The 20902-nt window shown below is 63.6% G+C and carries 23 protein-coding genes and 1 tRNA gene; 14 read left to right on the top strand and 10 right to left on the bottom strand.

Features of this window, described 5'->3' with window-relative positions:
- Positions 1-16: 16 nt before the first annotated feature.
- On the top strand, positions 17-628 hold the full coding sequence (locus tag ACZ0AJ_RS19955) for an OmpW/AlkL family protein (protein WP_499456149.1): 612 nt from the start codon (positions 17-19) through the stop codon (positions 626-628).
- On the opposite strand, the gene ACZ0AJ_RS19960 is transcribed toward ACZ0AJ_RS19955, so the two are convergent.
- The 5 genes from ACZ0AJ_RS19960 to argB all read right to left on the bottom strand — a co-directional run bounded on the left by ACZ0AJ_RS19960 (position 616) and on the right by argB (position 4870).
- Positions 616-2442, bottom strand: coding sequence for a chorismate-binding protein (locus tag ACZ0AJ_RS19960; protein WP_499456151.1), 1827 nt, complete (start codon positions 2440-2442; stop codon positions 616-618). The genes ACZ0AJ_RS19955 and ACZ0AJ_RS19960 overlap by 13 nt on opposite strands.
- Positions 2443-2451: 9 nt before the next feature.
- The gene (gene slmA, locus ACZ0AJ_RS19965; RefSeq protein WP_499456152.1) at positions 2452-3030 is read right to left on the bottom strand and encodes a nucleoid occlusion factor SlmA; all 579 of its coding nucleotides are present in this window, start codon (positions 3028-3030) and stop codon (positions 2452-2454) included.
- 25 nt (positions 3031-3055) lie between these two features.
- On the bottom strand, positions 3056-3784 hold the full coding sequence (locus tag ACZ0AJ_RS19970) for a pyrimidine 5'-nucleotidase (RefSeq protein WP_499456154.1): 729 nt from the start codon (positions 3782-3784) through the stop codon (positions 3056-3058).
- 39 nt (positions 3785-3823) lie between these two features.
- Positions 3824-3898, bottom strand: a tRNA-Thr gene (locus tag ACZ0AJ_RS19975).
- Positions 3899-3940: 42 nt separating this feature from the next.
- Positions 3941-4870 carry an acetylglutamate kinase gene (gene argB, locus ACZ0AJ_RS19980; protein WP_183554827.1) on the bottom strand — a complete coding sequence of 310 codons (930 nt, stop codon included), beginning with the start codon at positions 4868-4870 and terminating at the stop codon, positions 3941-3943.
- A 212-nt stretch (positions 4871-5082) separates the two neighbouring features.
- On the opposite strand from argB, the gene ACZ0AJ_RS19985 reads away from it, so the two are divergent.
- A complete protein-coding gene (locus tag ACZ0AJ_RS19985) occupies positions 5083-5232 on the top strand; it encodes a cysteine-rich CWC family protein (protein ID WP_499456820.1) in 150 nt (49 codons plus the stop codon).
- A gap of 4 nt (positions 5233-5236) precedes the next feature.
- Here ACZ0AJ_RS19985 and ACZ0AJ_RS19990 read toward each other — a convergent pair whose 3' ends face one another.
- Complete coding sequence (locus ACZ0AJ_RS19990; RefSeq protein ID WP_499456155.1) at positions 5237-6340, bottom strand: extracellular catalytic domain type 1 short-chain-length polyhydroxyalkanoate depolymerase; 1104 nt, start codon at positions 6338-6340, stop codon at positions 5237-5239.
- A 144-nt stretch (positions 6341-6484) separates the two neighbouring features.
- Entirely contained in the window at positions 6485-6964 is a 480-nt protein-coding gene (locus tag ACZ0AJ_RS19995; protein ID WP_499456156.1) for a hypothetical protein, read from the bottom strand.
- Between the two features lie 111 nt (positions 6965-7075).
- On the opposite strand from ACZ0AJ_RS19995, the gene ACZ0AJ_RS20000 reads away from it, so the two are divergent.
- A complete protein-coding gene (locus ACZ0AJ_RS20000) occupies positions 7076-7270 on the top strand; it encodes a DUF1289 domain-containing protein (RefSeq protein ID WP_183554821.1) in 195 nt (64 codons plus the stop codon).
- An 88-nt stretch (positions 7271-7358) separates the two neighbouring features.
- The gene (locus tag ACZ0AJ_RS20005; RefSeq protein ID WP_183554819.1) at positions 7359-8312 is read left to right on the top strand and encodes an NAD(P)H-dependent flavin oxidoreductase; all 954 of its coding nucleotides are present in this window, start codon (positions 7359-7361) and stop codon (positions 8310-8312) included.
- Positions 8313-8525: 213 nt separating this feature from the next.
- Here ACZ0AJ_RS20005 and ACZ0AJ_RS20010 read toward each other — a convergent pair whose 3' ends face one another.
- Positions 8526-9122 (bottom strand): hypoxanthine-guanine phosphoribosyltransferase, encoded by a 597-nt coding sequence (locus ACZ0AJ_RS20010; RefSeq protein WP_499456159.1) that lies wholly within the window; start codon positions 9120-9122, stop codon positions 8526-8528.
- Positions 9123-9266: 144 nt separating this feature from the next.
- Here ACZ0AJ_RS20010 and ACZ0AJ_RS20015 point away from each other — a divergent pair, with 144 nt between their 5' ends.
- The 9 genes from ACZ0AJ_RS20015 (at position 9267) to ACZ0AJ_RS20055 (ending at position 15947) form a co-directional block, all read left to right on the top strand.
- Entirely contained in the window at positions 9267-11120 is a 1854-nt protein-coding gene (locus ACZ0AJ_RS20015; protein WP_499456160.1) for an aminopeptidase P family protein, read from the top strand.
- Position 11121: 1 nt separating this feature from the next.
- Positions 11122-11388, top strand: coding sequence for a hypothetical protein (locus ACZ0AJ_RS20020; protein WP_183554813.1), 267 nt, complete (start codon positions 11122-11124; stop codon positions 11386-11388).
- Between the two features lie 32 nt (positions 11389-11420).
- Positions 11421-12161, top strand: coding sequence for an MgtC/SapB family protein (locus tag ACZ0AJ_RS20025; RefSeq protein ID WP_499456161.1), 741 nt, complete (start codon positions 11421-11423; stop codon positions 12159-12161).
- 45 nt (positions 12162-12206) lie between these two features.
- Positions 12207-12785 (top strand): DUF924 family protein, encoded by a 579-nt coding sequence (locus tag ACZ0AJ_RS20030; protein ID WP_183554809.1) that lies wholly within the window; start codon positions 12207-12209, stop codon positions 12783-12785.
- A gap of 10 nt (positions 12786-12795) precedes the next feature.
- The gene (locus ACZ0AJ_RS20035; RefSeq protein WP_499456162.1) at positions 12796-13641 is read left to right on the top strand and encodes a Rossmann-like and DUF2520 domain-containing protein; all 846 of its coding nucleotides are present in this window, start codon (positions 12796-12798) and stop codon (positions 13639-13641) included.
- A 42-nt stretch (positions 13642-13683) separates the two neighbouring features.
- Positions 13684-14061, top strand: a complete 378-nt coding sequence (locus tag ACZ0AJ_RS20040) for an MAPEG family protein (protein ID WP_499456163.1) — start codon at positions 13684-13686, stop codon at positions 14059-14061.
- A gap of 122 nt (positions 14062-14183) precedes the next feature.
- Positions 14184-14546, top strand: coding sequence for a hypothetical protein (locus ACZ0AJ_RS20045; RefSeq protein WP_183554805.1), 363 nt, complete (start codon positions 14184-14186; stop codon positions 14544-14546).
- 53 nt (positions 14547-14599) lie between these two features.
- Complete coding sequence (locus tag ACZ0AJ_RS20050) at positions 14600-15196, top strand: alpha-ketoglutarate-dependent dioxygenase AlkB family protein (protein WP_499456164.1); 597 nt, start codon at positions 14600-14602, stop codon at positions 15194-15196.
- 178 nt (positions 15197-15374) lie between these two features.
- Positions 15375-15947: a porin family protein gene (locus ACZ0AJ_RS20055; RefSeq protein WP_499456165.1), complete on the top strand. Its 573-nt coding sequence runs from the start codon at positions 15375-15377 to the stop codon at positions 15945-15947.
- A 130-nt stretch (positions 15948-16077) separates the two neighbouring features.
- Here the strand turns inward: ACZ0AJ_RS20055 and ettA are convergent, their stop codons facing one another.
- Positions 16078-17745, bottom strand: coding sequence for an energy-dependent translational throttle protein EttA (ettA, locus tag ACZ0AJ_RS20060; protein WP_499456166.1), 1668 nt, complete (start codon positions 17743-17745; stop codon positions 16078-16080).
- Positions 17746-17850: 105 nt separating this feature from the next.
- Positions 17851-18732, bottom strand: a complete 882-nt coding sequence (gene rarD / locus ACZ0AJ_RS20065) for an EamA family transporter RarD (protein ID WP_499456167.1) — start codon at positions 18730-18732, stop codon at positions 17851-17853.
- A gap of 167 nt (positions 18733-18899) precedes the next feature.
- Here rarD and ACZ0AJ_RS20070 point away from each other — a divergent pair, with 167 nt between their 5' ends.
- Positions 18900-20777, top strand: coding sequence for a potassium transporter Kup (locus tag ACZ0AJ_RS20070; protein ID WP_499456169.1), 1878 nt, complete (start codon positions 18900-18902; stop codon positions 20775-20777).
- Positions 20778-20902: the final 125 nt, after the last annotated feature.

Below are 20902 nucleotides of genomic sequence, written 5' to 3' on the forward strand. Positions count from 1 at the left end.
CGAAAGGTAAGAACCAATGACAACGATGTTGAAATCCGTAGTAGTGGCCCTGATTGCCGTGGCATCTGCACAGGCGCTGGCCCAGGAATCGCCATGGCTGGTGCGTGCACGCGCCATCCAGATGGAGCCGGACAACAAATCGAGCCCGGTTGGCGGTGTGGGTGCGGCAGACACGATCAAGGTCAGCAACAAGACCATCCCCGAGCTGGATATCAGCTACTTCTTCACGCCGAACTTCGCGGCGGAACTGATCCTGACCTATCCGCAGAAGCACAATGTGACGCTGGCCGGCACCAGGATCGGCAGCTTCAAGCACTTGCCGCCGACGCTCAGCGCGCAATACCATTTTGCACCGGGCGCCACCTTCAATCCGTACGTGGGCGTGGGCGTGAACTACACGCGTATCTCGAGCGTCAAGCTGCTCAATGGCGCGGCTGACCTCGAGAACGACAGCGTCGGGCTGGCGCTGCAGGCTGGCCTCGACTTCCGCCTGGACGAGCACTGGTCGCTCAACGCCGACATCAAACGTGTGAACATCCGCAGCGACGTGATCGTCGGCGGCGCCAACATCAGCCACCTGAAAGTCGATCCGATGCTGTTCGGCCTGGGCGTCGGTTATCGCTTCTGAAGAAGCACGGCGCGCAGCGGCCCGCGCAGCGCATTGCAGACGACGATGTCGTCGGCCGCTTCAAGCATCGCGCGCGTGATCACGCCTTCGCGCGCATGCCATGCGGGCGCTGCCAGCAGCACGCCCCGCATCACACCCGGCAGCACGCCACAGCGGAGGGGCGGCGTGATCCACGCATCCCCCATGCGCACGAAGATATTGCTGCGCCCACCTTCCGTCAATTCACCGCGCTCGTTGAAGAACAGCGCATCGAACGCGCCGCGCGCTTCGGCCGCCTGCCAGGCCGCGTCGTAGCGGCCGCGCCGGCTCGTCTTGTGACGCAGGAAGATGTCGCTACTGGCCGTCGGCTCGTCGGCCAGCACCACCAGCACCGGCTCCAGCAGCGGCGCCAGCACGCCCGATGTGATGGTCAGCGCGCCAGCCGCATCGATGGCCAGGCGCATGCGGTACGTACTGTCGGTCGGCAGCGCCAGGCAGGCGGCGTCCAGGGCCGCATGCGCGGCGCCGGGGTCAAACGGGACACCGAAATAGGTGCATGAAGCGCGCAAGCGCTCGAGGTGCTGTTCGACGTGCCCGCAACCGTGTTCGCATGAGGCGCGCAGCGTTTCGAAGATCGTGACATCGTTGGCCAGCCCGGTCAAAAAGCCTGCTTTCAACTGGCACTCCGCGAATTCGTCGTGCGCTTCGCTGTCGTGGACGATGCCGGCGCCCACGCCCAGCTCGCCGCGCCTTATGCCGCTCTCTGGCGCCGCCAGCGCCAGCGTGCGGATCGGTACCGATAGGCAGAAGTCGCCGAACGCGCGGCCCTGTGGCGCCGGATCGAACCAGCCAATCGCGCCGGTGTAGACGCCGCGTGCATCGGGTTCGAGCTCGTGGATGATTTCCATCGCGCGGCGTTTGGGCGCGCCCGTGATCGAGCCGCACGGGTACAGCGCGTCAAACACATCCACCAGCGCCGCATCGGGTTTCAGGCGCGCCTGCACCGTGGACGTCATCTGCAGCACGGCGCCGTAGCGCTGCACGTCAAACAGCACGGGCGTTTGCACGCTGCCCGTGACCGCCACGCGGCCCAGGTCATTGCGCAGCAGGTCGACGATCATCAGGTTTTCGGCGCGGTTCTTGGTGTCCTGCGCCAGGTCGCGCGCACGCGCGGCATCGATGGTGGCGTCACCGCTGGCGCGCGCCGTGCCCTTCATTGGCCGCGCCTGCAGCACGCCATCGGCGTGGCGCACGAACAGCTCGGGCGAGAACGACAGCAGCGCGCGGCCATCCGGCAGCGCCACCAGCGCGCCATACGGCACCGGCTGACGCGCGCGCAGGCGCGCATACAGGGCGACGAGCGGGCCGAAGGCGTCAAAGCGCAAGCGATACGTGTAGTTGACCTGGTAGGTGTCGCCCGCTTCAATCAGCGCGCGAATGCGGCCGATGGCGGCGACGAACTGTGCCTCGTCGACATTGGCCGTGACGCCGGCCACGCCGGCAATCTGGTCCGGGCCGGCGCTGCGCGTGGCGAGCCATGATGCGACCTGCTCGCCCGTCAGGTGGTCGCAGTGCGAAAACAGCAGCACCTGCGCCAGCGGTCCGTCGAGGGCGCGCGCCGGCAGGTTCTGCAGATGCGCGCCAAGTTCGTACGTCAGCAGCGGCACCGCATACAAACCCTGTTGCAGCGCGGTTTGCAGGGCCGCCAGAAGCGGCGGCCAGCCGCCGGCATCATCACAGGTCAGCGTGCCGGCATGGCCGCGGTAGAGCCGCGAACGGGCTTCGTGCGTGGCGCGCGCATCGTCGAGCAGTGCAAAGACTTCACCAGTATCCATCCCCGGATTTTACGCTGCCAGCAGCAACGACAGGTGCAGCGCCGTGCCTTCCACGGGACTGACCTTGAAGCCGCTCTTGGCAAAGCGGTGCCAGCGGCCTGTGACGTAATTCATCAACAGGCTTGCGCGACCGGCGACGTCGGCTTCCTGGCCATGCCCCTGCGTGACAGCCACGCGCAACGCCCCCTTGAACGCCAGCTCGACCTTGTCGTAAAACGCATTCATGCGGTGCTGCAGGCGCTCGTCTTCGTTGACCAGCGCGTCGCCGATCAGCACGCGCGTCATGCCCGGATTGTTCGCCGCAAAGCCGAGCAGCATCTGCACGATCGCGCGCGTCTGATCCAGGCCGCCTTCTTCGTGTTCGCTGATCTGGTTGATGACGCCGAATACCGAGGTCTCGATGAACTCGATCAACCCCTCGTACATCTGGGCCTTGCTGGCAAAGTGGCGGTACAGCGCCGCTTCAGAGACGCCCAGGCGCGCGGCCAGGGCGGCAGTGGTGATTTTCTCGCCCTTGGGCTGCTCGAGCATCGCGGCCAGGGCCTGAAGGATTTGCAGCTTGCGCTGGCCGGGCTTCGTGCTTGCCATGGGATCCCTAGGAGTGGTTGATCGTTTAACGCAGCCTCGACAGCCGCGCAGGAAGTTGCCGCACGGATTTTACTTTGACATTGACGTAACCGGGGCATTTCAATGTCCTCGGGAGGGGGGCGGTGCCGATCGGATCGCTCACACGCAGGTATTGAGTGACCCAGACAGTGCGCAGGCCCAGCTGGCGCGCGGTGCGCAGATTGGCCAGCGTGTCTTCGACCAGGATGCAGCGCTGCGCGGCCACACCATGCTTGCGCAAGAGGCGGCGCAGCATCAGCTTGGACGGCTTGGGCCGCAACTGGCGGTGCACATGCATGTGCTCGATGGCCACGTGGTGCGAGAAATGGTTGTGCAGCTTCAGGCGGCGCACGATCTCGGTCGAGTACGAGTTGGGTGCATTGGTCAGCAGGATCTTGCGGCCCGGCAGACGGCGCAGCAGGCGGCTCAGGCCGCGCTCGAAGCGCAGCAGCTCGGCCAGCGGGCCGATATCGTGCGTCTGGCGCAGGAAGTCGGCCGGGCACACCTGATGATGGCGCATCATGCCGAGCAGGGTGGCGCCGTAGCGCTTCCAGTACCCGACGCGCGCGGCATTGATCATCGCTGGCGTGGCAGTTTCGCCGTTCTGGCTCAGCACGCGCGCGATATAGGTGTTCATGTTGGCGCTGATCGCCGGAAAAATCGCATGCGATGCGTCGTGCAGGGTGTTGTCGAGGTCAAATAACCAGACAGGTGCGCGGGGTAGGGAAGTGGCCACTGTGCGAGGCGTTGGTAAAGCAGAGGGGAGGTGAAGCGATGGTGCCCTTTACGTGGATTGAACACGTGGCCTCTCCCTTACCAAGGGAGTGCTCTACCACTGAGCTAAAAGGGCGGTACTGGTTTTTCTGTGGCGATTGTTTCCGCCACAAAAAATTTAATGAGACCGGATCATAGTGCCAAAAGCCTGTTCGGTCAAGACTTCGAGCAGCAATGAGTGTTCGATACGGCCATCGATGATGTGAACCGTGTTCACGCCCGATTTGGCAGCGTCCAGGGCTGATGAAATCTTGGGCAGCATGCCGCCCGAGATCGTGCCGTCGGCGAACATCTCGTCGATCTCGCGCGCCGACAGGTCGGTGACGAGGTTGCCCGATTTATCTTGCACACCGGCGATGTTGGTCATCATGATCAGCTTTTCAGCCTTCAGGATTTCGGCGATCTTGCCGGCGACGACGTCGGCATTGATGTTGTAGGCCTGGCCGTCCTGGCCAAAGCCGATCGGTGAAATGATCGGAATGAACGCATCGTCCTGGAGCGCCTTGACGACGGCCGGGTTGATGGCGTCGATCTCGCCAACGAAGCCGATGTCGAGGAACTCGCCTGGTTTTTCCTTGTCGGGCATCGCCATGCGGCGCGCGCGAATCAGGCCGCCATCCTTGCCGGTCAGGCCCACGGCCTGGCCACCATAGTGGTTGATCAGCATGACGATGTCCTGCTGGACTTCGCCGCCCAGCACCCACTCCACCACTTCCATGGTTTCTTCGTCGGTGATGCGCATGCCCTGCACGAACGTGCCTTGCTTGCCGATTTTCTTCAGCGCGTTGTCGATCTGCGGACCGCCGCCGTGCACCACGACCGGGTTCATGCCCACCAGCTTGAGCAGGATGACATCGCGTGCGAAGCCGTGCTTCAGGCGCTCGTCGGTCATGGCGTTGCCACCGTATTTGATGACGATGGTCTTGCCGTGGAAATTACGGATGTACGGAAGCGCTTCGGCCAGGATCTGCGCCTTGATCGCCGGGGAGACGCCCGCGAGGTCGTTTGGTTGGTCGTCGGTAGTCAGGCTGGTCACTTGAGCGTTCATGGAGAGTCCGAAATAATTGTCGCGAGATTTTACAGCCAAATGCCGTAAAAACAGCGTAAACCTTGTGGGGAGTGGGCGGCGTTTCGTTGTATTTTATAGCAGTACCCACCACTCTACTCCTGCCATGCCATTCCCGCCGTTCGCCATCCATCGTCAAGGCTGTTGAGACCATGAGTCATTGCACGCGCTGCGGCGCCCCGTTCAGCTGCGCCATGGCCGATGGCGACAGCGCGCCGTGCTGGTGTACGGCATTGCCACCGGCGGTGGCGGTGCCGCAGGAAGCGGTCGGCTGCTGGTGTCCGGCCTGTCTGCGCGACCACATTGCCGCGCAGGCTCAGCCCCCAGCTGCCGCACCGCCCTGACGGCTCAGCGCTGGGTACGGAAGAAGCGCATCATTTCGCGGCTGGCGTCAGGCCCCTTGCCGTCGGTATAGCTGCCGTGCGCCTGGCCACCCGACCACGCGTGGCCGGCGCCATGCACCAGCCAGTGTTCTGCCTGCACGGTGCCATCGGTGGCCGGATACAGCGTGCGCGTGTAGGCATGGCCGTCCGGCACGTTGCCCGGTTCGGTCGTGCCCGGCTGCGGCACATGGCGTGCGCCTTGCGCCACCACTTCTTCACCATTGGCCGGGTGCACTGTCGTATCGCGGTCGCCATGGAACACGATGACCGGCAACGGCTGGTTCTCGAGCTGGCTGCGCCGGAAGTCGCCCTTCATCGCCGCCAGGGCCGACGACAGATCGTTGGCCGACGCAAATGGCAAGCCGGAATGCACGCCGACGGCGGCGTACAGGTCGGGATACAGCGTGCCCATGATGGTGGCCATTGCGCCGCCGGCGGACAGGCCAGCCACATACACCTGACTCGCATCGACGCTGTAGGTGTCCATGATCGCCTGCGTCATGCCGGCGATGAGCGACGGCTCGCCTTCATCGCGGCGCTGATCGACGGCGTTGAACCAGTTCCAGCAGCGCGACGGGTTGGCGCTTTTACTTTGCGCCGGATACAGCACCAGGCAGCCGACCTCTTCGGCCAGCACGTTCATTCCGGTGCCGGCGGCGAAGTCATCCGGGTCCTGCGTGCAGCCATGCAGCATCACCACCAGCGGCGCGGGGCCGTCCGTGTAGCTGGCCGGGATGTAGAGCTTGTAGTCACGCGTGCCGGCGGCGTTCGTGTGGCTGCCGGCGATGAAGGTGCCAGTCAGCGGCGCGCTGGCCGTTGCTGCGGGCGCGGCAGCAGGCGTGGCGGCAGCAGCAGGGGCTGGCGCAGATTGCGGCGCGGATTCCGACGCGGATTCCGGTAGCGTCACCGTCAGCGTGAAGTCACGCATCTGTTGTCGGGCGACCCGGTGCAACGCGTTGACGTTGCTCATCGCTTGCCGTACTGCTGCGCCTGGGGTCACCGGACCCGAGCGCCAGAGCGTTCGGGTAGCGCTGCGCATTTGCGCGAGCATGAGTCGGTTGAGTTTCATGGCATTCCTTTTTTGTGCACTGCACCAATTTCAGGCCATGAGCTTACACGAACCTTGCCAGCGTTGCCGAACGGCCCTTATATATGCTGCTGCGTTAGATACGGAACATTGATCTATGTGATCACATCAAGCGCCAACGCATGCTCAACCGCAGGTTTCCACGTACTCCACAGCCGGTTTAAGGCCTGCGCGCATGCGCTGCAGCTTGCCTTTGCTCGCTTCGAAGATCAGCGCCTTGTCCTTGCCCTGTGCGAGCGTCAGGTACTGGCCGTTCTCGTCGTATTTGTGTGGCCCGACCTGCAACGCCGGGCGATGGCGTTGCGCCTCCTTCACCGACATGCGCGCCGTGATGCCGGCGCTGTTGCGCACGATCCGGTTAACGTCCGCGCGCGTGATCACGCCGTTTTCGACCATGAAGCGCACGTCGGGATACCGTTTGAATGCCACCATCGAACAGGCCGGGTCGGCCGGGCGGGGCGCGGCGCGCTGGCCCAGTTGGCGCTCGACGACGCTCAGCCGCTGGCCGAATCCGATCTTGCCGTAGCCGTCGGGAGAGAGTATCTGGCCAAAGGCAGTCGTGGACACGCCGAACAGGCCAGCCAGCAAAACAGAGCGTAATTTCATGGGCACCTCGTGCAAAGTGGCGTTGCCCCAGTATAGTAAAAGACAGGCAACACGCGGCGCTGGACTGCCAGCCGCGCGATAATGCCACTTTATTTTCCACCACTGCGAACGATGGCTCCCGAACTGCAAACCCCCGTACCGTCGCCCTGCATCAATATCTGCCAGATGGTCCCCGAGACGGGCCTGTGCCAGGGCTGCCTGCGCACCATCGATGAAATCGTCGCCTGGGGCACGGCCACCGATGACGCCAAACGCGCGATCTGGGCCGAGATCCGGCGCCGCGAGGGCGAGATCGACTGGCAGTAACGGTCGTTTAGAGGCAGGAATCTAGCACGGTCGTACTTTTTTCAGGGCTATAATCAGGCCCATCCTCCACCCACCACCGAGAGCTTCCATGACGATGCCCGCCGCGCTGCAAAACCTGTCCCTTCCTGTCATCGCTTCGCCGATGTTCATTGCCAGCGGGCCCGCGCTGGTGGCAGCCCAGTGCAAGGCCGGCATCGTCGGCTCGTTCCCGGCACTCAATGCCCGGCCGGCCGAGATGCTCGACGTCTGGCTGACCGACCTGCAGCGCGAACTGGCCGACTACGCCGCGGCCAATCCGGGCAAGAAGGTCGGCCCGATCGCCGTCAACCAGATCGTCCACCAGTCGAACGACCGCCTGGCGCATGACGTCGAAGTCTGCGTCAAGCACCAGATACCGATCATCATTTCGTCACTGCGCGCGCCGCCGCGCGAGATGATGGACGCCGTGCATTCGTACGGCGGCATCGTGCTGCACGATATCGTCTCGATCCGCCACGCCGAGAAAGCGCTGGAAGCGGGCGTCGATGGCCTGATCCTGGTGGCCGCTGGCGCTGGTGGTCATGCAGGCGCGCTGTCGCCGTTCGCGCTGGTGGGCGAAATCCGCAAGATGTTCAAGGGGCCGATCGCGCTGTCCGGCTCGATTGCCACGGGCGACGCAATCCTGGCCGCGCAGGCAATGGGCGCCGACTTTGCCTACATCGGTTCGCGCTGGCTGGCGACGAAAGAATCGAACGTCAGCGACGACTACCGCGATGCGATCGTCGAATCGACGGCCGCCGACGTCGTCTACACGAACCTGTTTACGGGCGTGCACGGCAACTACCTGAAAAAATCGATCGTCGCGGCCGGGCTGGACCCGGACAACCTGCCAGAATCGGACAAGAGCAAGATGAGCTTTGGTTCGGGCAGCGCCAAGGCCTGGCGCGATATCTGGGGCGCAGGGCAGGGCGTCGGCCTGATGGACGACGTGCCGACGGTGGCCGACATGGTCGCGCGCTTGACCGCCGAATACATGGCGGCGCGCGCGCGCCTCGCGCTCTGAAGACATGGTGGTTCGCGACCACCTCGCTCCGTAAATATATGGTGGTTCGCGACCACCTCATGCGTAGGGTGGACGGGTTCCCCGTCCACGCGTTCAAACCAGGTTGGCGCAGAGGTTTGTCGTAGCGAAGGGAAGCCGTTGGTTGAACGCGTGGAAGGCATAGCCTTCCACCCTACAACACCAACACCGGCACTAACACCGGCGTCGTCCGCCTCAGGCTGCCGGCGCCTCAGGCTGCTTCAAATCCTCGGGCCGGATCGTCCACAGGCCCGGCAGGTTGCGCCAGTAGCCATACACGTCCATTCCGAAGCCGACAACGAACTTGTTCGGCAGGCTCAATCCGACCAGGTCGGCCGTGATCGGCTTGGCGCGGCCCAGGTCCTTGTCGGCAAACACCACGACCATCACTTCGGCCGCGCCCATGTCCAGCAGGCGCTGCTTGACGTGGGCCAGCGTCTCGCCTTCATCGAGGATGTCGTCGACCAGCAAAATCGTGCGGCCCGCCACGTTCTGGCGCGGGATCACTTTCCACACCAGTTCGCCGCCACGGTCATCGTCGCCGTAGCGGCTGACGTGGATGTAGTCGAAGTCGAGCGGGAAGGCCAGTTGCGGCAGCAGGGTGCCGGTGAACACGACCGCGCCACCCATCACGCCCAGTACGAGCGGGAACTCGGTGGCGCCCGGCGCGGCAAAGCGCGCATTGAGCTGGTCGGCGACGCTGGTGACAGCGGCCTGGACTTCAGTGGGCGTGACGATCTGCGTGGCGTTCGCCAACAGCGCGCGGGCGCGCTCATGATGAAAATCGAGCATGGGTCTCTATGTCTGGTGGATGCCGCGCCATTATGCGTGATCCCCGGGCTGGAGGGTGTTCCGGTTGGGGTGCCCCGCGTATGTCGGCGGCGCCAAATGGGGCGTATCATACGCAGCTTGGAAAACAAATCGACGCCTCCGCCCATGTCCGACGCCACCGAACAAGCCCGCACTTCCACTGACTCTTCCGCCGACTCGCAGGCCCTCCGCGCCGACCGGCTCGCGCAACTGCGCGCAGCCATGGCGCGCCACGGCATCGACGCCGTCATCGTGCCGTCGAGCGACCCGCACCTGTCGGAATACCTGCCCGGTCACTGGAAGGGCCGCGAATGGCTGTCCGGCTTCACGGGCTCGGTCGGCACCTTCATCGCCACCGCGAAATTTGCCGGCGTCTGGACCGATGGCCGCTACTTCACGCAGGCCGAAACCGAACTGGCCGGCACCGACATCGCGCTGATGAAGATCCCGGGCGTGGCCAGCCAGCTGCACGTCGACTGGCTCGCCGCCAACCTGGCCGCCGGCCAGACTGCCGCCGTCGATGCGCGCGTGCTGGGCCTGGCCGGCGCACGCCTGCTGGCCGACGCGCTGCAGGCCAAAGGTGTCGTGCTGCGCACCGATCTCGACCTGCTGGACGATGTCTGGCAAGAGCGCCCGGCGCTGCCGGCCGACGCCGTGTTCGAGCACCTGCCGCCGTTTGCCACCGCCACCCGCGCCGACAAGCTGCAGGCCACGCGCGCGGCGATGGAAGCGCATGGCGCCGGTTTCCATTTTGTCTCGACGCTCGACGACATCGCCTACCTGTTCAACCTGCGCGGCGCCGACGTCAGCTTCAATCCCGTGTTCCTGGCCCACGCGTTGATCGGCCGTGGCGACGCCACGCTGTTCGTCGGCGACGGCAAGGTGCCGGCTGACGTACGTGCGCGCCTGGAAGCGGACGACGTGCACCTGGCGCCGTACGAAAACGCCGTGCATGCGCTCGAAGCGCTGCCCGAAGGCGCGACGCTGCTGCTCGATCCGCGCCGCGTCACGGCCGGCATGCGCGCGAGCGTCGCCAGCGGCGTGAACGTGGTCGAGGCGATCAACCCCACCACGTTCGCCAAGTCGCGCAAGCTCGATAGCGAGGCCGTCAACGTGCGCGCCACGATGGAACAGGATGGCGCGGCGCTGTGCGAATTCTTTGCCGCGCTCGAGCCGCTGCTGGCGGACGCAAACCGCAGTGCAATCAACGAAGTCGACATCGACACGCGCATCACCGCCGCCCGCGCGCGCCGCCCGAACTTCGTCAGCGCGAGTTTCTCGACCATCGCGGGCTTCAACAGCAATGGCGCGATCATGCATTACCGCGCTGAAGCGGCAACCTGCGCCACGATCGAAGGCGACGGCCTGCTGCTGATCGACTCGGGCGGCCAGTACCTGGGCGGCACCACCGACATCACACGTGTGATCCCGGTCGGCACGCCAAGCGCCGACCAACGGCGCGACTACACGCTGGTGCTGAAAGGGCTGATCGCGCTGTCGAGCGCCCACTTCCCGCGCGGCACCCGCGCACCGCTGCTCGACGCGATCGCACGCGCCCCGATCTGGGCTGCCGGCATCGACTACGGCCATGGCACCGGCCACGGCGTCGGCTACTTCCTGAACGTGCACGAAGGCCCGCAGACGATTTCGCCGGCCGTGCCGCCGGACCCGCATACCGCGATGGAGCCGGGCATGATCACGTCGATCGAGCCGGGCATCTATCGCCCGGGCCGCTGGGGCATCCGCATCGAAAACCTGGTGCTCAATGTCGCCGCGAACAAGACCGAATTCGGCGAATACCTGGCCTTCGAGACGCTCACCCTGTGCCCGATCGACACCCGCTGCCTCGATCGTTCGCTGCTGCGGCCTGACGAAATCGTCTGGCTCAACGACTACCACGCCACCGTGCGTGCGCGCCTGACGCCCCACGTCGAAGGCGCCGCGTTCGAGTGGCTCATGCTGCGCACGGAGGCAATCTGACATGGCAAGTTCCCGTTCCACACGCGCCAGCAGCGCGGTCGACCGTCTCAAGCAGCGCACCGGTAATCCGCTGTATTCAATGGCGCGCACCGGCGATGGCCACTTCTATCTGTCCGAAGCGCCCGGCAGCCCGCCGCTGTGCGCACCGATGGAGCTCGACGACTTCGTCACCTTCGTCAAGGGCCTGGGGCCGCAGGAGCAGCCGCGCATGAGCAAGAACGACATCGCGTTCGAAAAGCAGCTGGTGCGCAAGAAGCCGCCGGCCTGAGCGCGCCCGCTCACTGACACGCTGACACGCGCATGACGGAACGCGACCTGCTCTCGGCCTACTGGTCCGGCCGGGAATTGTTCACCAATGGCCTGATCCTGCTGCACCTGCTCGGCGCCCTGGTGCTCGGGCTCCTGGTCGGCTACGAGCGCGCCTACCATGGGCGCGCGGCCGGCATGCGCACCTATGGCCTCGTGTGCATGGCGTCGGCGGCGCTGACGATCCTCGCGGGCTACCCCGAGATCTGGTACGGCGGCCATGCGGGCATGGTCGCCGTCGATCCGACCCGGATCATCCAGGGCGTGGTGACCGGCATCGGCTTTCTCGGCGCCGGCGTCATCATGCGCGAAGGCTTCAATATCAGCGGGCTGACGACGGCGGCATCGATCTGGACCTCGTCGGTCATCGGCATCCTGGTCGGCATCGGCTTTTATCTGGCCGCGATGGGGCTGGCCTTTCTGGCGTCGATGATCATGATTTACCTGAACCGCCTGGAGACGCTGCTGCCGTCGCGCCACGCGGTGGCGGTGCGGATGCGCTTTCGGCCCGAGTTTCTGCCGCGCGAAGCGGCGATCCGCGAACTGGCGCTGTCGCGCGGCTATGAAATCGCCGGCAGTTCGCTCACCATCAGCAGCGACGATGGCCGCCAGGAGTGGCGCTTCGTCGCGCTGGCGCTGTCGCGCAAGACCGGCGCGCCGTTGTCGGAACTGGCGCGCGAACTGGGCGCCACCGAGGGCGTCGAAGCGTTCCAGCTGTCGCACGCACGCAACTAATCAATATCTGCTGCATCACCATAACAATACCAACGGGGTTTATTCATGGACGCACAAGAAGTTCTCGATTTCTGGTTCCTGCCAGCTTCCCATCCTGACCATGGCAAGGCGCGCGCCGAGTGGTACCGCAAGGATCCCGCGTTCGACGCCGTGATCCGCGAACGCTTCGGCACAACGATCACGCACGCGATCGCGGGCGGCCTGCGCGAGTGGGACGAGCAGGGCGCGCGCGGCGTGCTGGCGCGCATCCTGGTGCTCGACCAGTTCACGCGCAATGTGTATCGCGGCGCGCCGGAATCGTTTGCCGGCGATGTGCTGGCATTGAGCGCGGCGCGCCAGATGGTCGACGCCGGCGAGCACATGGCGCTGGCACCCATCGAGCGCCAGTTCGTCTACATGCCGTTCGAGCACGCCGAAGACGCCGGCATGCAGCAGCTCGCGGTCGACCAGTTCACCGCGCTGGCCGCCGACCACGAGGGCTTCGACGAAGTGCTCGACTACGCGCACCGCCACCGCGGCGTGATCGCGCGCTTCGGCCGCTTCCCGCACCGCAATCCGATTCTGGGCCGTGCCTCGACGCCCGAAGAACTCGACTACCTGAGCCAGCCCGGCGCCGGTTTCTGACGTGATATCGATGCTGACCCCGACGCTGACCCCGACGCTGAATCTGGTCGGCGCAGGCCATGTCGGCCGCGTGCTGGGGCGCCTGTTCGCCGCCAGCGGCGCGTTCGCGCTGCAGGATGTGCTGACCCGTTCGCCCGCCAGCGCGCAGGCGGCGGTGGCGTTCATCGGCGCTGGCCAAGCCTGCACCGACGCTGCGCAGCTGCGCCCGGCGCAAGTCTGGTTGCTGGCGGTGAGTGACGATCAGATCGAGCCGGTTGCCGCGCAGCTGGCGCAGACGCACGACCTGACCGGCGCGGTGGTGTTCCACTGCAGCGGCGCGAAAACGTCGGCTGCGCTGCAGGCGGCGCGTGCAGGCGGCGCACTGGTGGCCAGCGTGCACCCGATCCGCAGCTTTGCCGACCCGCAGCAGGTGGCGCGCGAATTCGCCGGCACCTTCTGCGGCGTCGAGGGTGACGCGGCGGCGCTGGCGCTGCTGGGCCCCGCATTCGAAACCATCGGCGCGCGCCTCGTGCCGATCGACGGCGCGGCCAAGACGGTCTATCACGCGGCGGCCGTGTTCGCGTCGAACTACCTGACCACGGTGCTCGACGCGGCGCTGCGCGCCTACCAGGCCGCCGGGATTCCCGAAGCGGTGGCGCGCGAACTGGCGCAACCGCTGGCCACCGAGACGCTGGCCAATGTGTTTCGCCTCGGGCCTGCTGCAGCGCTCAGCGGCCCTGTCGCGCGTGGCGACCTTGCTACCGTGGCGCGGCAAGAACAGGCATTGCTGGACTGGGACGACGCCACGGGCCGCCTGTACGGCGCGCTGGTGCCGCCCACGACCGACCTGGCGCGGCGCAAGCATGGTGGCAACTGAGCCGCCAAGACCTTTTCATTCACGCCAATCACAAGGAACACCATGTTATTTACCGCCTGGGCCACGCTCGCCGTTCTCGGTGTCTATTTCTGGACCTGGGGCAATGCTGCACGCGCCCGCATCCAGTTCAAGGTGCCGGCCCCATCGATGGACGGTCCCGAAGGCTTTTTGCGCGCCCACCGTGTTCAGATGAATACGCTAGAAATGCTGCCGCTGGTGCTCGTACCCCTGTGGCTGTGCGCCATGTTCCTGGGTGACAGGTGGGCGACTGCCGGGGGCCTGCTGTGGTGCGTGGGCCGGATTTTGTATGCGCTGGGTTACTACCGCGATCCGGCCAAGCGCGAAATCGGCTTCATCGTGAGCATGCTGGCCAGCGCCGCGTTGATTGGCGCCACAGTTTTCGGCCTGGTGATGCGGTAAACCGGATAAAGCGAAAACTTCGGTCGACAAAGTTCCCATATGGAAATATGCTGGCAGACTGATTAACTGAAAAGCGATCTGCGAACTATCTCGCGGGTCACTAGCGCGCCAGGAGCACCGTGATGCTGTTTTTGAAAAGTACGACCGCCACCAAGGCGCCTGGGATCTACGAAGTGGATGTCGCGGCCAAGCCGCCGGGCAAGACCTTCGGTGTGTTCCTGGCCACCGATCCGGACAATCCGCCACACACCGTGCTTGCCGGCCTGGCCGAGCTGGGTTTCCAGAACGTCCATCAGCAAAATTACATTCACCGCGACAGGGGCAAGGTGCTGGAGCTGCATTTCCAGAAAGATGGCACCGACCTGTTCAAGGGCTGGAAAACGGACGAGTGCAGCGCCAATCTGGCGGCGCTCGATGCCTTGTTTGGCAATGTCGGCATCAAGATCGAGCCACGCGTCATGAGCCTGGCGGAAGCCTACGCATAAGCCATGCGAGAATGACGCCGTGGTGGCCTTCACCATGCCTGGCGTGATTGTCGATGGATTTATTTGCACCGCAAGCGGGCCTGCTCCCGCTGCCGCTCGAAGATGGTGAACTGGGCTGGATGGCCCAGTTGCCACTACCCTGCTCCAATGCCGACGTCTTCGCGCGCCTGTTGGCCGACACCGACTGGCGCGAAGAAACCGTGGTTGTGTACGGCAAGCGGCACCTCCAGCCCCGGCTGAGTGCCTGGTATGGCGACAAAGCCTATGCCTATTCCGGCCTGCGCCTGCAGGCGACGCCATTCACACCATTGCTCACGATGTTGCGCGAGGCCGTCGAAGCTGCGACAGGGCACACCTTCAACAGCGTCCTGCTGAATTATTACCGCAACGAGCGTGACAGCATGGGCATGCACAGCGACGATGAGCCCGAATTGGGCCCGCGACCGGCGATCGCATCACTCAGTTTTGGCGAGGAACGCACCTTTATTCTGAAGCACAAACATAAGAAACAAACGGTCCGGGTTGCGCTGAGCGATGGCAGCCTGCTGCTGATGGCGGGCGACACGCAACAATATTGGTTGCATGGGATCAATAAGATGACAAAATTGTTACAACCCAGAATTAATCTAACTTTCCGGAACATCGTCTAAGTTCACGGTAATATCGCTTAAAGGATGGCAAATATTACTTACTAATGGGTCATTTAGTTACACTTTCTTACAGTTCTTACGGAATCGCGACGGACTTGATCTTTCGACAGTGTTATCTTGACCCTATCGCGATTCATTGTGAATCACGAACTAGATGAACAAAAAGAGGAATTTAGAGATGAAAAAGCTGATCGTCGCCCTGCTCGCCACCACCGCCGCTGTGTCGGCTGTCCAGGCCCAAGAATTCACCCCGCGCGCCTACGTCGGCGCCGGTGCAGTCGCTACCGACTATGAGTCGCGCGTTCCAGGCGCAACCCGCGCTGACATCGACACCATCAAGGCGTCGGCCAAGCTGTTCGGCGGTTACGAGTTCACCCCGAACTGGGCAGTTGAAGTCGGTCACACCGATTTCCGCAGCGCCGACATCTACTACAGCCTGGGCGCCATCAACGCCAGTGGCCAGGTCGATGGCCGTTCGACCTACGTCGCAGCAAAATTCAGCTCGCCGCTGACCGAAAAGCTGGTCGGTTACGCCAAGCTGGGCGTGTCGCATGACGTGAACGAACTGTCGGCGATCAATTCGTCGCTGAGCCGTCGCGACAGCGACAACAACGCCTACGGCGCCCTGGGTGTGCAGTACAACATCAACCAGGACGTGGCTGTGATCGCTGAATACGAGCGTTTCGGCGGCACCCGTGACTTCGGCGTGCGTCCAAACGCACTGACCATCGGTGCGAAATACTCGTTCTAAGCAGAACGTAGTTTGAAAAAAAAGGCCCTTCGGGGCCTTTTTTCATGGGTGCTGGTAGCTCAACTTGAACCCGCCAATAAAAAGCCCGCCGATTGGCGGGCTTTTTGCGTTTGTATCGTCAGCGCTGCGATCAGGTCGTGAGCGGCTTGTAGCGAATCCGCTTCGGCTTGGCGCCTTCTTCACCCAGGCGCTTCTTCTTGTCGGCTTCGTATTCCTGATAGTTACCGTCAAAGAAGGTCACTTGGGAATCACCCTCGAACGCCAGGATGTGGGTCGCGATGCGATCCAGGAACCAGCGATCGTGGGAAATGACCATCACGCTACCAGCGAACTCGAGCAGGGCGTCTTCCAGCGCGCGCAGGGTTTCAACGTCCAGATCGTTTGACGGTTCATCGAGCAGCAGCACGTTGCCGCCTTGCAGCAGCGTCTTGGCCAGGTGCAGGCGACCGCGCTCACCACCGGACAGGTTGCCAACGATCTTTTGCTGGTCCGAGCCCTTGAAGTTGAAACGGCCCAGGTACGCACGTGACGGCATTTCGAAGCGGCCGACGCTGAGCATGTCGGCGCCGCCCGAGACGTCCTCGAACACGGTCTTGGCATTGGCCAGTTCGTCGCGGTGCTGGTCGACGATCGACACGCGCGCGGTCTGGCCGATCTTGACTTCACCGCTGTCCGGCTGCTCTTTGCCGGTGATCATCTTGAACAGTGTCGACTTACCGGCGCCGTTCGGGCCGATGATGCCGACGATCGCGCCTGGCGGCACGGTGAACGACAGGTTGTCGATCAGGAGGCGGTCGCCAAAGGCTTTCGAAACGTTCTTGAATTCGATGACTTCATTGCCCAGGCGCTCGGCCACGGGAATGAAGATCTCCTGCGTCTCGTTGCGCTGCTGGTATTCGTACTCGGACAGTTCGTTGAAGCGCGCGAGGCGGGCTTTCGACTTGGCCTGGCGTGCCTTTGGATTCTGGCGCGACCATTCGAGTTCTTTCGCCAGGGCTTTCTGACGGGCCGACTCGGTCGATTCTTCCTGCTTCAGGCGCGCCTGCTTCTGGTCCAGCCACGACGAGTAATTGCCCTTCCATGGAATGCCGCTGCCGCGGTCCAGTTCCAGGATCCATTCAGCAGCATTATCGAGGAAGTAGCGATCGTGGGTGATACCGACCACAGTGCCCGGGAAGCGCAGCAGGAATTGCTCGAGCCACTCGACCGATTCCGCGTCCAGATGGTTGGTCGGTTCGTCGAGCAGCAGCATGTCGGGCTTCGAGAGCAGCAGCTTGCACAGCGCCACGCGGCGCTTTTCACCACCCGACAGCACAGCGATCCTGGCATCCCACGGCGGCAGGCGCAGCGCGTCGGCGGCCATTTCCAGCTGCAGGTTCAGGTTGCCGCCATCGGACGACGAGATGATCGCTTCCAGGCGTTCCTGCTCCTTGGCCAGCGCATCGAAATCGGCGTCCTCTTCGGCGTAGGCCGCGTACACCGCTTCGAGCTTGGCTTGCGCTTCGAACGCTTCGCCCAGGCCCGATTCCACCTCCTGGCGGACGGTTTTTTCGGGGTCGAGCTGCGGTTCCTGCGGCAGGTAGCCGATGTTCAGGCCCGGCATCGGACGGGCTTCGCCCTGGATGTCGGTGTCGATGCCGGCCATGATTTTCAGCAGGGTCGATTTGCCCGAGCCGTTCAGGCCCAGCACGCCGATTTTGGCGCCCGGGAAGAAGGACAGGGAAATGTCCTTCAGAATCTGGCGTTTCGGTGGGACGATTTTGCCCACGCGGTTCATGGTATAGACGTAATTGGCCATGCTTGTACTCTGGTGTTGTTCGAGGTGCACAGGATACGACAGAACCCGCAGCCGACACAGTCTTTCTTGGCGAATCTGCCCCGCATGCGCCCCAGATACGCCCCTTCAAGCCTTGGCGACAACGGGCTGCCGGCGCAGCAATCCTTCCCCGGCAAACAGCGCCAGCGCGCTCCAGATCAGCACGAAGCCGACGAGGCGATCGGCCGAGAACGCTTCCTTGAACAACCATACCCCGAGCAAAAATTGCAGCGTCGGCGACAGGTATTGCAGCAGGCCCAGGATCGACAGCGGGATCTTGCGCGCACCGGTGGCAAACAGCAGCAGCGGGATCGCCGTGAGCGGGCCGGCCATGATCAACAGCCAGCGCGTGGTGTCCGACGCCGTGTTGATGAACACGTTCTGGCCGTGCACCGTCAGCCAGATCACGTAGCCGGCCGCCAGTGGAAACAGCACGATGGTCTCGAACGACAATCCCTCGAGCGGACCGAGCGCAGCCGTCTTGCGCAGCAAGCCATAGCCACCGAACGACAGCGCCAGGAACAGCGCGATCCACGGTACCGTGCCGGCTTGCCAGGTCAGCCAGGCCACGCCCAGCGCGGCCACGCCGATGGCAGCCCACTGCAGCGGGCGCATGCGTTCCTTCAGGATCAGGTAACCCAGCACGATATTGACCAGCGGATTGATGAAATAGCCGAGGCTCGCCTCGATCACATGGTGGTTCATCACCGACCAGATATACACGAGCCAATTGGCACTGAGCAGCAGGGCGGACAGCACGAAACTGAAGAACACGCGCGGTTGGCGCACGACCTGCAGCCATTTCCAGTCGCGCCGCAGCAACAGCAGCACCAGCAGGAAGGCAAGTGACCACAGCATGCGGTGCGCCAGGATCTGCAGCGGCGGCACCTCGCCCAGGGCGTGGAAATAAATGGGGAACAGGCCCCAGCAGAAGAAGGCCAGGGCCGCGTAAATGATGCCGGAACGCATGGGGAGGGGAGGCGAGGTTGCAGGGCCGACATTATCACTGAATACCTGGCACGCTGCTGGCGCGCCACCGGTTTTACACAGGTGTATGATGCACAACCGATTCTTCTTGCAATTCCAACCACTTCATTTTTTGGTGCGCCGCACCAATACAACAGCGATGGTGACTCTTGACCTCAGATAACAAGAAAAGCAGCCTGGCGGCCCTTACCCTGGCAGCGGTCGGGATCGTCTATGGCGACATTGGCACGAGCCCCCTGTACACGCTGCGTGCGGTGTTCGACGAAGACCACGGCCTGCCGCTCAATACGCCGAATATCCTCGGCATCATTTCGCTGATTTTCTGGGCACTGACGCTGATTGTCTCGCTCAAGTACGTGATCCTGGTGCTGCGCGCGCACAATCGCGGCGAGGGCGGCATCATGGCCCTGATGGCGCTGGCCACCAGTTCGATACCGCGTACGTCCAAGTGGAGTTTCCCGCTGCTGGCCATTGGCGTCATCGGCGCCACGATGTTCTATGGCGACAGCGTGATCACGCCGGCGATCTCGGTGCTGGGCGCCATCGAAGGGATCGAGGTGGCCGCGCCCGGCATGTCGCAATACGTCGTGCCGCTGGCGGTGGTGGTGCTGGTGGCCCTGTACAGCGTGCAGCGTCATGGCACGGCCGGCATCGGCCGCTTCTTCGGCCCGGTGATGGCGGTCTGGTTCCTGGTGCTGGCCGCAATGGGCATCGTCAATATCATCGAAGCACCGGTGATTTTGAATGCGCTCAATCCGTGGCATGCACTGCGCTTCATGCTGGAAAATAAAATGCTGGCATTTATTGCGCTGGGCGCGGTGGTGCTGGCCATCACCGGCGCCGAGGCACTGTATGCCGACATGGGCCACTTCGGCGCCAAGCCGATCCGCTGGGCCTGGTTCCTGATCGCGTATCCGGCGCTGACCCTGAACTACCTGGGCCAGGGCGGCCTGTTGATCATGCAGCCGGCCGCGGTGGAAAACCCGTTCTATTACCAGCTCGGCGCGTGGAGCGTGATTCCGCTGGTGATCCTGTCGACGATGGCTGCCGTGATCGCTTCGCAGGCAACGATCTCGGGCACCTATTCGATGACCAAGCAAGCCATTGCGCTGGGGCTGTTGCCGCGCATGCGCATCATGCACACGTCGGAAAGCGAGATCGGCCAGATCTATATTCCGGCCGTCAACTGGCTGCAACTGGTGGTCGTGCTGATCGCCGTGATCGGCTTTGGTTCATCCGACGAACTGGCCGGCGCCTACGGCATCGCGGTAACCGCCACCATGATGGCCACGACGATCCTGACGTTCTTCGTCACGCGCTACCGCTGGCACTTGCCGCTGTGGATGTGCTTGATGGCGACCGGCTTCTTCCTGACGATCGACATCATGCTGTTCGCCGCCACTACGACCAAACTGTTCCACGGCGGCTGGTTCCCGCTGCTGATGGGCGCCGTGCTGCTGACCCTGATGCTGACCTGGAAACGGGGCCGCGAGCTGGTGTTCGCGAACCTGCAGAAGCACGCGATCCCGCTGGAAGCGTTCATGGAGTCGCTGTTCGTGGCCCCGCCGACGCGCGTGCCCGGCACGGCCATCTTCCTGCGCGGCGAGAGCGATGGCGTGCCGCACGCGATGCTGCACAACCTGTCGCACAACAAGGTGCTGCACGAGCGCGTCGTGTTCCTCACCGTGCACATGCGCGAAGAGCCGTGGGTGCCGGCGGACGAACAGATCGTCATCAATGACCTGGGCCACAATTGCTACCAGCTCAACATCCATTACGGCTTCAAGGACGAGGCCGATATTCCGGACATCCTGCAGCGCAGCGCCGCACTGGGTCTGGAATTCGAAATGATGGAAACGTCGTTCTTCATCGCGCGCCAGACCGTGATCTCGGCCCCGGGCGGCGGCATGGCGCCATGGCGCGAGCACCTGTACGTGGCGATGTCGCGCAACGCCCGCAGCGCGGCCGACTACTATCAGATCCGGACCAACCGCGTGATCGAGCTGGGCACGCAAATTGAAATTTGATAGACGGAAATTTGCTTAACTACAATTTTCAGACAAAGTCGGGACAGTTTCATGTGGCTGATTCGATAAGGTACGAGGTTTCGTAATACCCGGTTCCTCGTACCTACTTCGTGTAATTTTTCAGT

This window comes from Telluria sp. AC161, from assembly GCF_979258535.1.

Excerpts from the sequence above, each read along its gene's own strand:
- ACZ0AJ_RS19955 (WP_499456149.1), top strand. The coding sequence starts at position 17 with ATGACAACGATGTTGAAATCCGTAGTAGTGGCCCTGATTGCCGTGGCA.
- ACZ0AJ_RS19960 (WP_499456151.1), bottom strand. The coding sequence starts at position 2,442 with ATGGATACTGGTGAAGTCTTTGCACTGCTCGACGATGCGCGCGCCACG.
- slmA (WP_499456152.1), bottom strand. The coding sequence starts at position 3,030 with ATGGCAAGCACGAAGCCCGGCCAGCGCAAGCTGCAAATCCTTCAGGCC.
- argB (WP_183554827.1), bottom strand. The coding sequence starts at position 4,870 with ATGAACGCTCAAGTGACCAGCCTGACTACCGACGACCAACCAAACGAC.
- ACZ0AJ_RS19985 (WP_499456820.1), top strand. The coding sequence starts at position 5,083 with ATGGCCGATGGCGACAGCGCGCCGTGCTGGTGTACGGCATTGCCACCG.
- ACZ0AJ_RS19990 (WP_499456155.1), bottom strand. The coding sequence starts at position 6,340 with ATGAAACTCAACCGACTCATGCTCGCGCAAATGCGCAGCGCTACCCGA.
- ACZ0AJ_RS19995 (WP_499456156.1), bottom strand. The coding sequence starts at position 6,964 with ATGAAATTACGCTCTGTTTTGCTGGCTGGCCTGTTCGGCGTGTCCACG.
- ACZ0AJ_RS20000 (WP_183554821.1), top strand. The coding sequence starts at position 7,076 with ATGGCTCCCGAACTGCAAACCCCCGTACCGTCGCCCTGCATCAATATC.
- ACZ0AJ_RS20005 (WP_183554819.1), top strand. The coding sequence starts at position 7,359 with ATGACGATGCCCGCCGCGCTGCAAAACCTGTCCCTTCCTGTCATCGCT.
- ACZ0AJ_RS20010 (WP_499456159.1), bottom strand. The coding sequence starts at position 9,122 with ATGCTCGATTTTCATCATGAGCGCGCCCGCGCGCTGTTGGCGAACGCC.
- ACZ0AJ_RS20015 (WP_499456160.1), top strand. The coding sequence starts at position 9,267 with ATGTCCGACGCCACCGAACAAGCCCGCACTTCCACTGACTCTTCCGCC.
- ACZ0AJ_RS20020 (WP_183554813.1), top strand. The coding sequence starts at position 11,122 with ATGGCAAGTTCCCGTTCCACACGCGCCAGCAGCGCGGTCGACCGTCTC.
- ACZ0AJ_RS20025 (WP_499456161.1), top strand. The coding sequence starts at position 11,421 with ATGACGGAACGCGACCTGCTCTCGGCCTACTGGTCCGGCCGGGAATTG.
- ACZ0AJ_RS20030 (WP_183554809.1), top strand. The coding sequence starts at position 12,207 with ATGGACGCACAAGAAGTTCTCGATTTCTGGTTCCTGCCAGCTTCCCAT.
- ACZ0AJ_RS20035 (WP_499456162.1), top strand. The coding sequence starts at position 12,796 with ATGCTGACCCCGACGCTGACCCCGACGCTGAATCTGGTCGGCGCAGGC.
- ACZ0AJ_RS20040 (WP_499456163.1), top strand. The coding sequence starts at position 13,684 with ATGTTATTTACCGCCTGGGCCACGCTCGCCGTTCTCGGTGTCTATTTC.
- ACZ0AJ_RS20045 (WP_183554805.1), top strand. The coding sequence starts at position 14,184 with ATGCTGTTTTTGAAAAGTACGACCGCCACCAAGGCGCCTGGGATCTAC.
- ACZ0AJ_RS20050 (WP_499456164.1), top strand. The coding sequence starts at position 14,600 with ATGGATTTATTTGCACCGCAAGCGGGCCTGCTCCCGCTGCCGCTCGAA.
- ACZ0AJ_RS20055 (WP_499456165.1), top strand. The coding sequence starts at position 15,375 with ATGAAAAAGCTGATCGTCGCCCTGCTCGCCACCACCGCCGCTGTGTCG.
- ettA (WP_499456166.1), bottom strand. The coding sequence starts at position 17,745 with ATGGCCAATTACGTCTATACCATGAACCGCGTGGGCAAAATCGTCCCA.
- rarD (WP_499456167.1), bottom strand. The coding sequence starts at position 18,732 with ATGCGTTCCGGCATCATTTACGCGGCCCTGGCCTTCTTCTGCTGGGGC.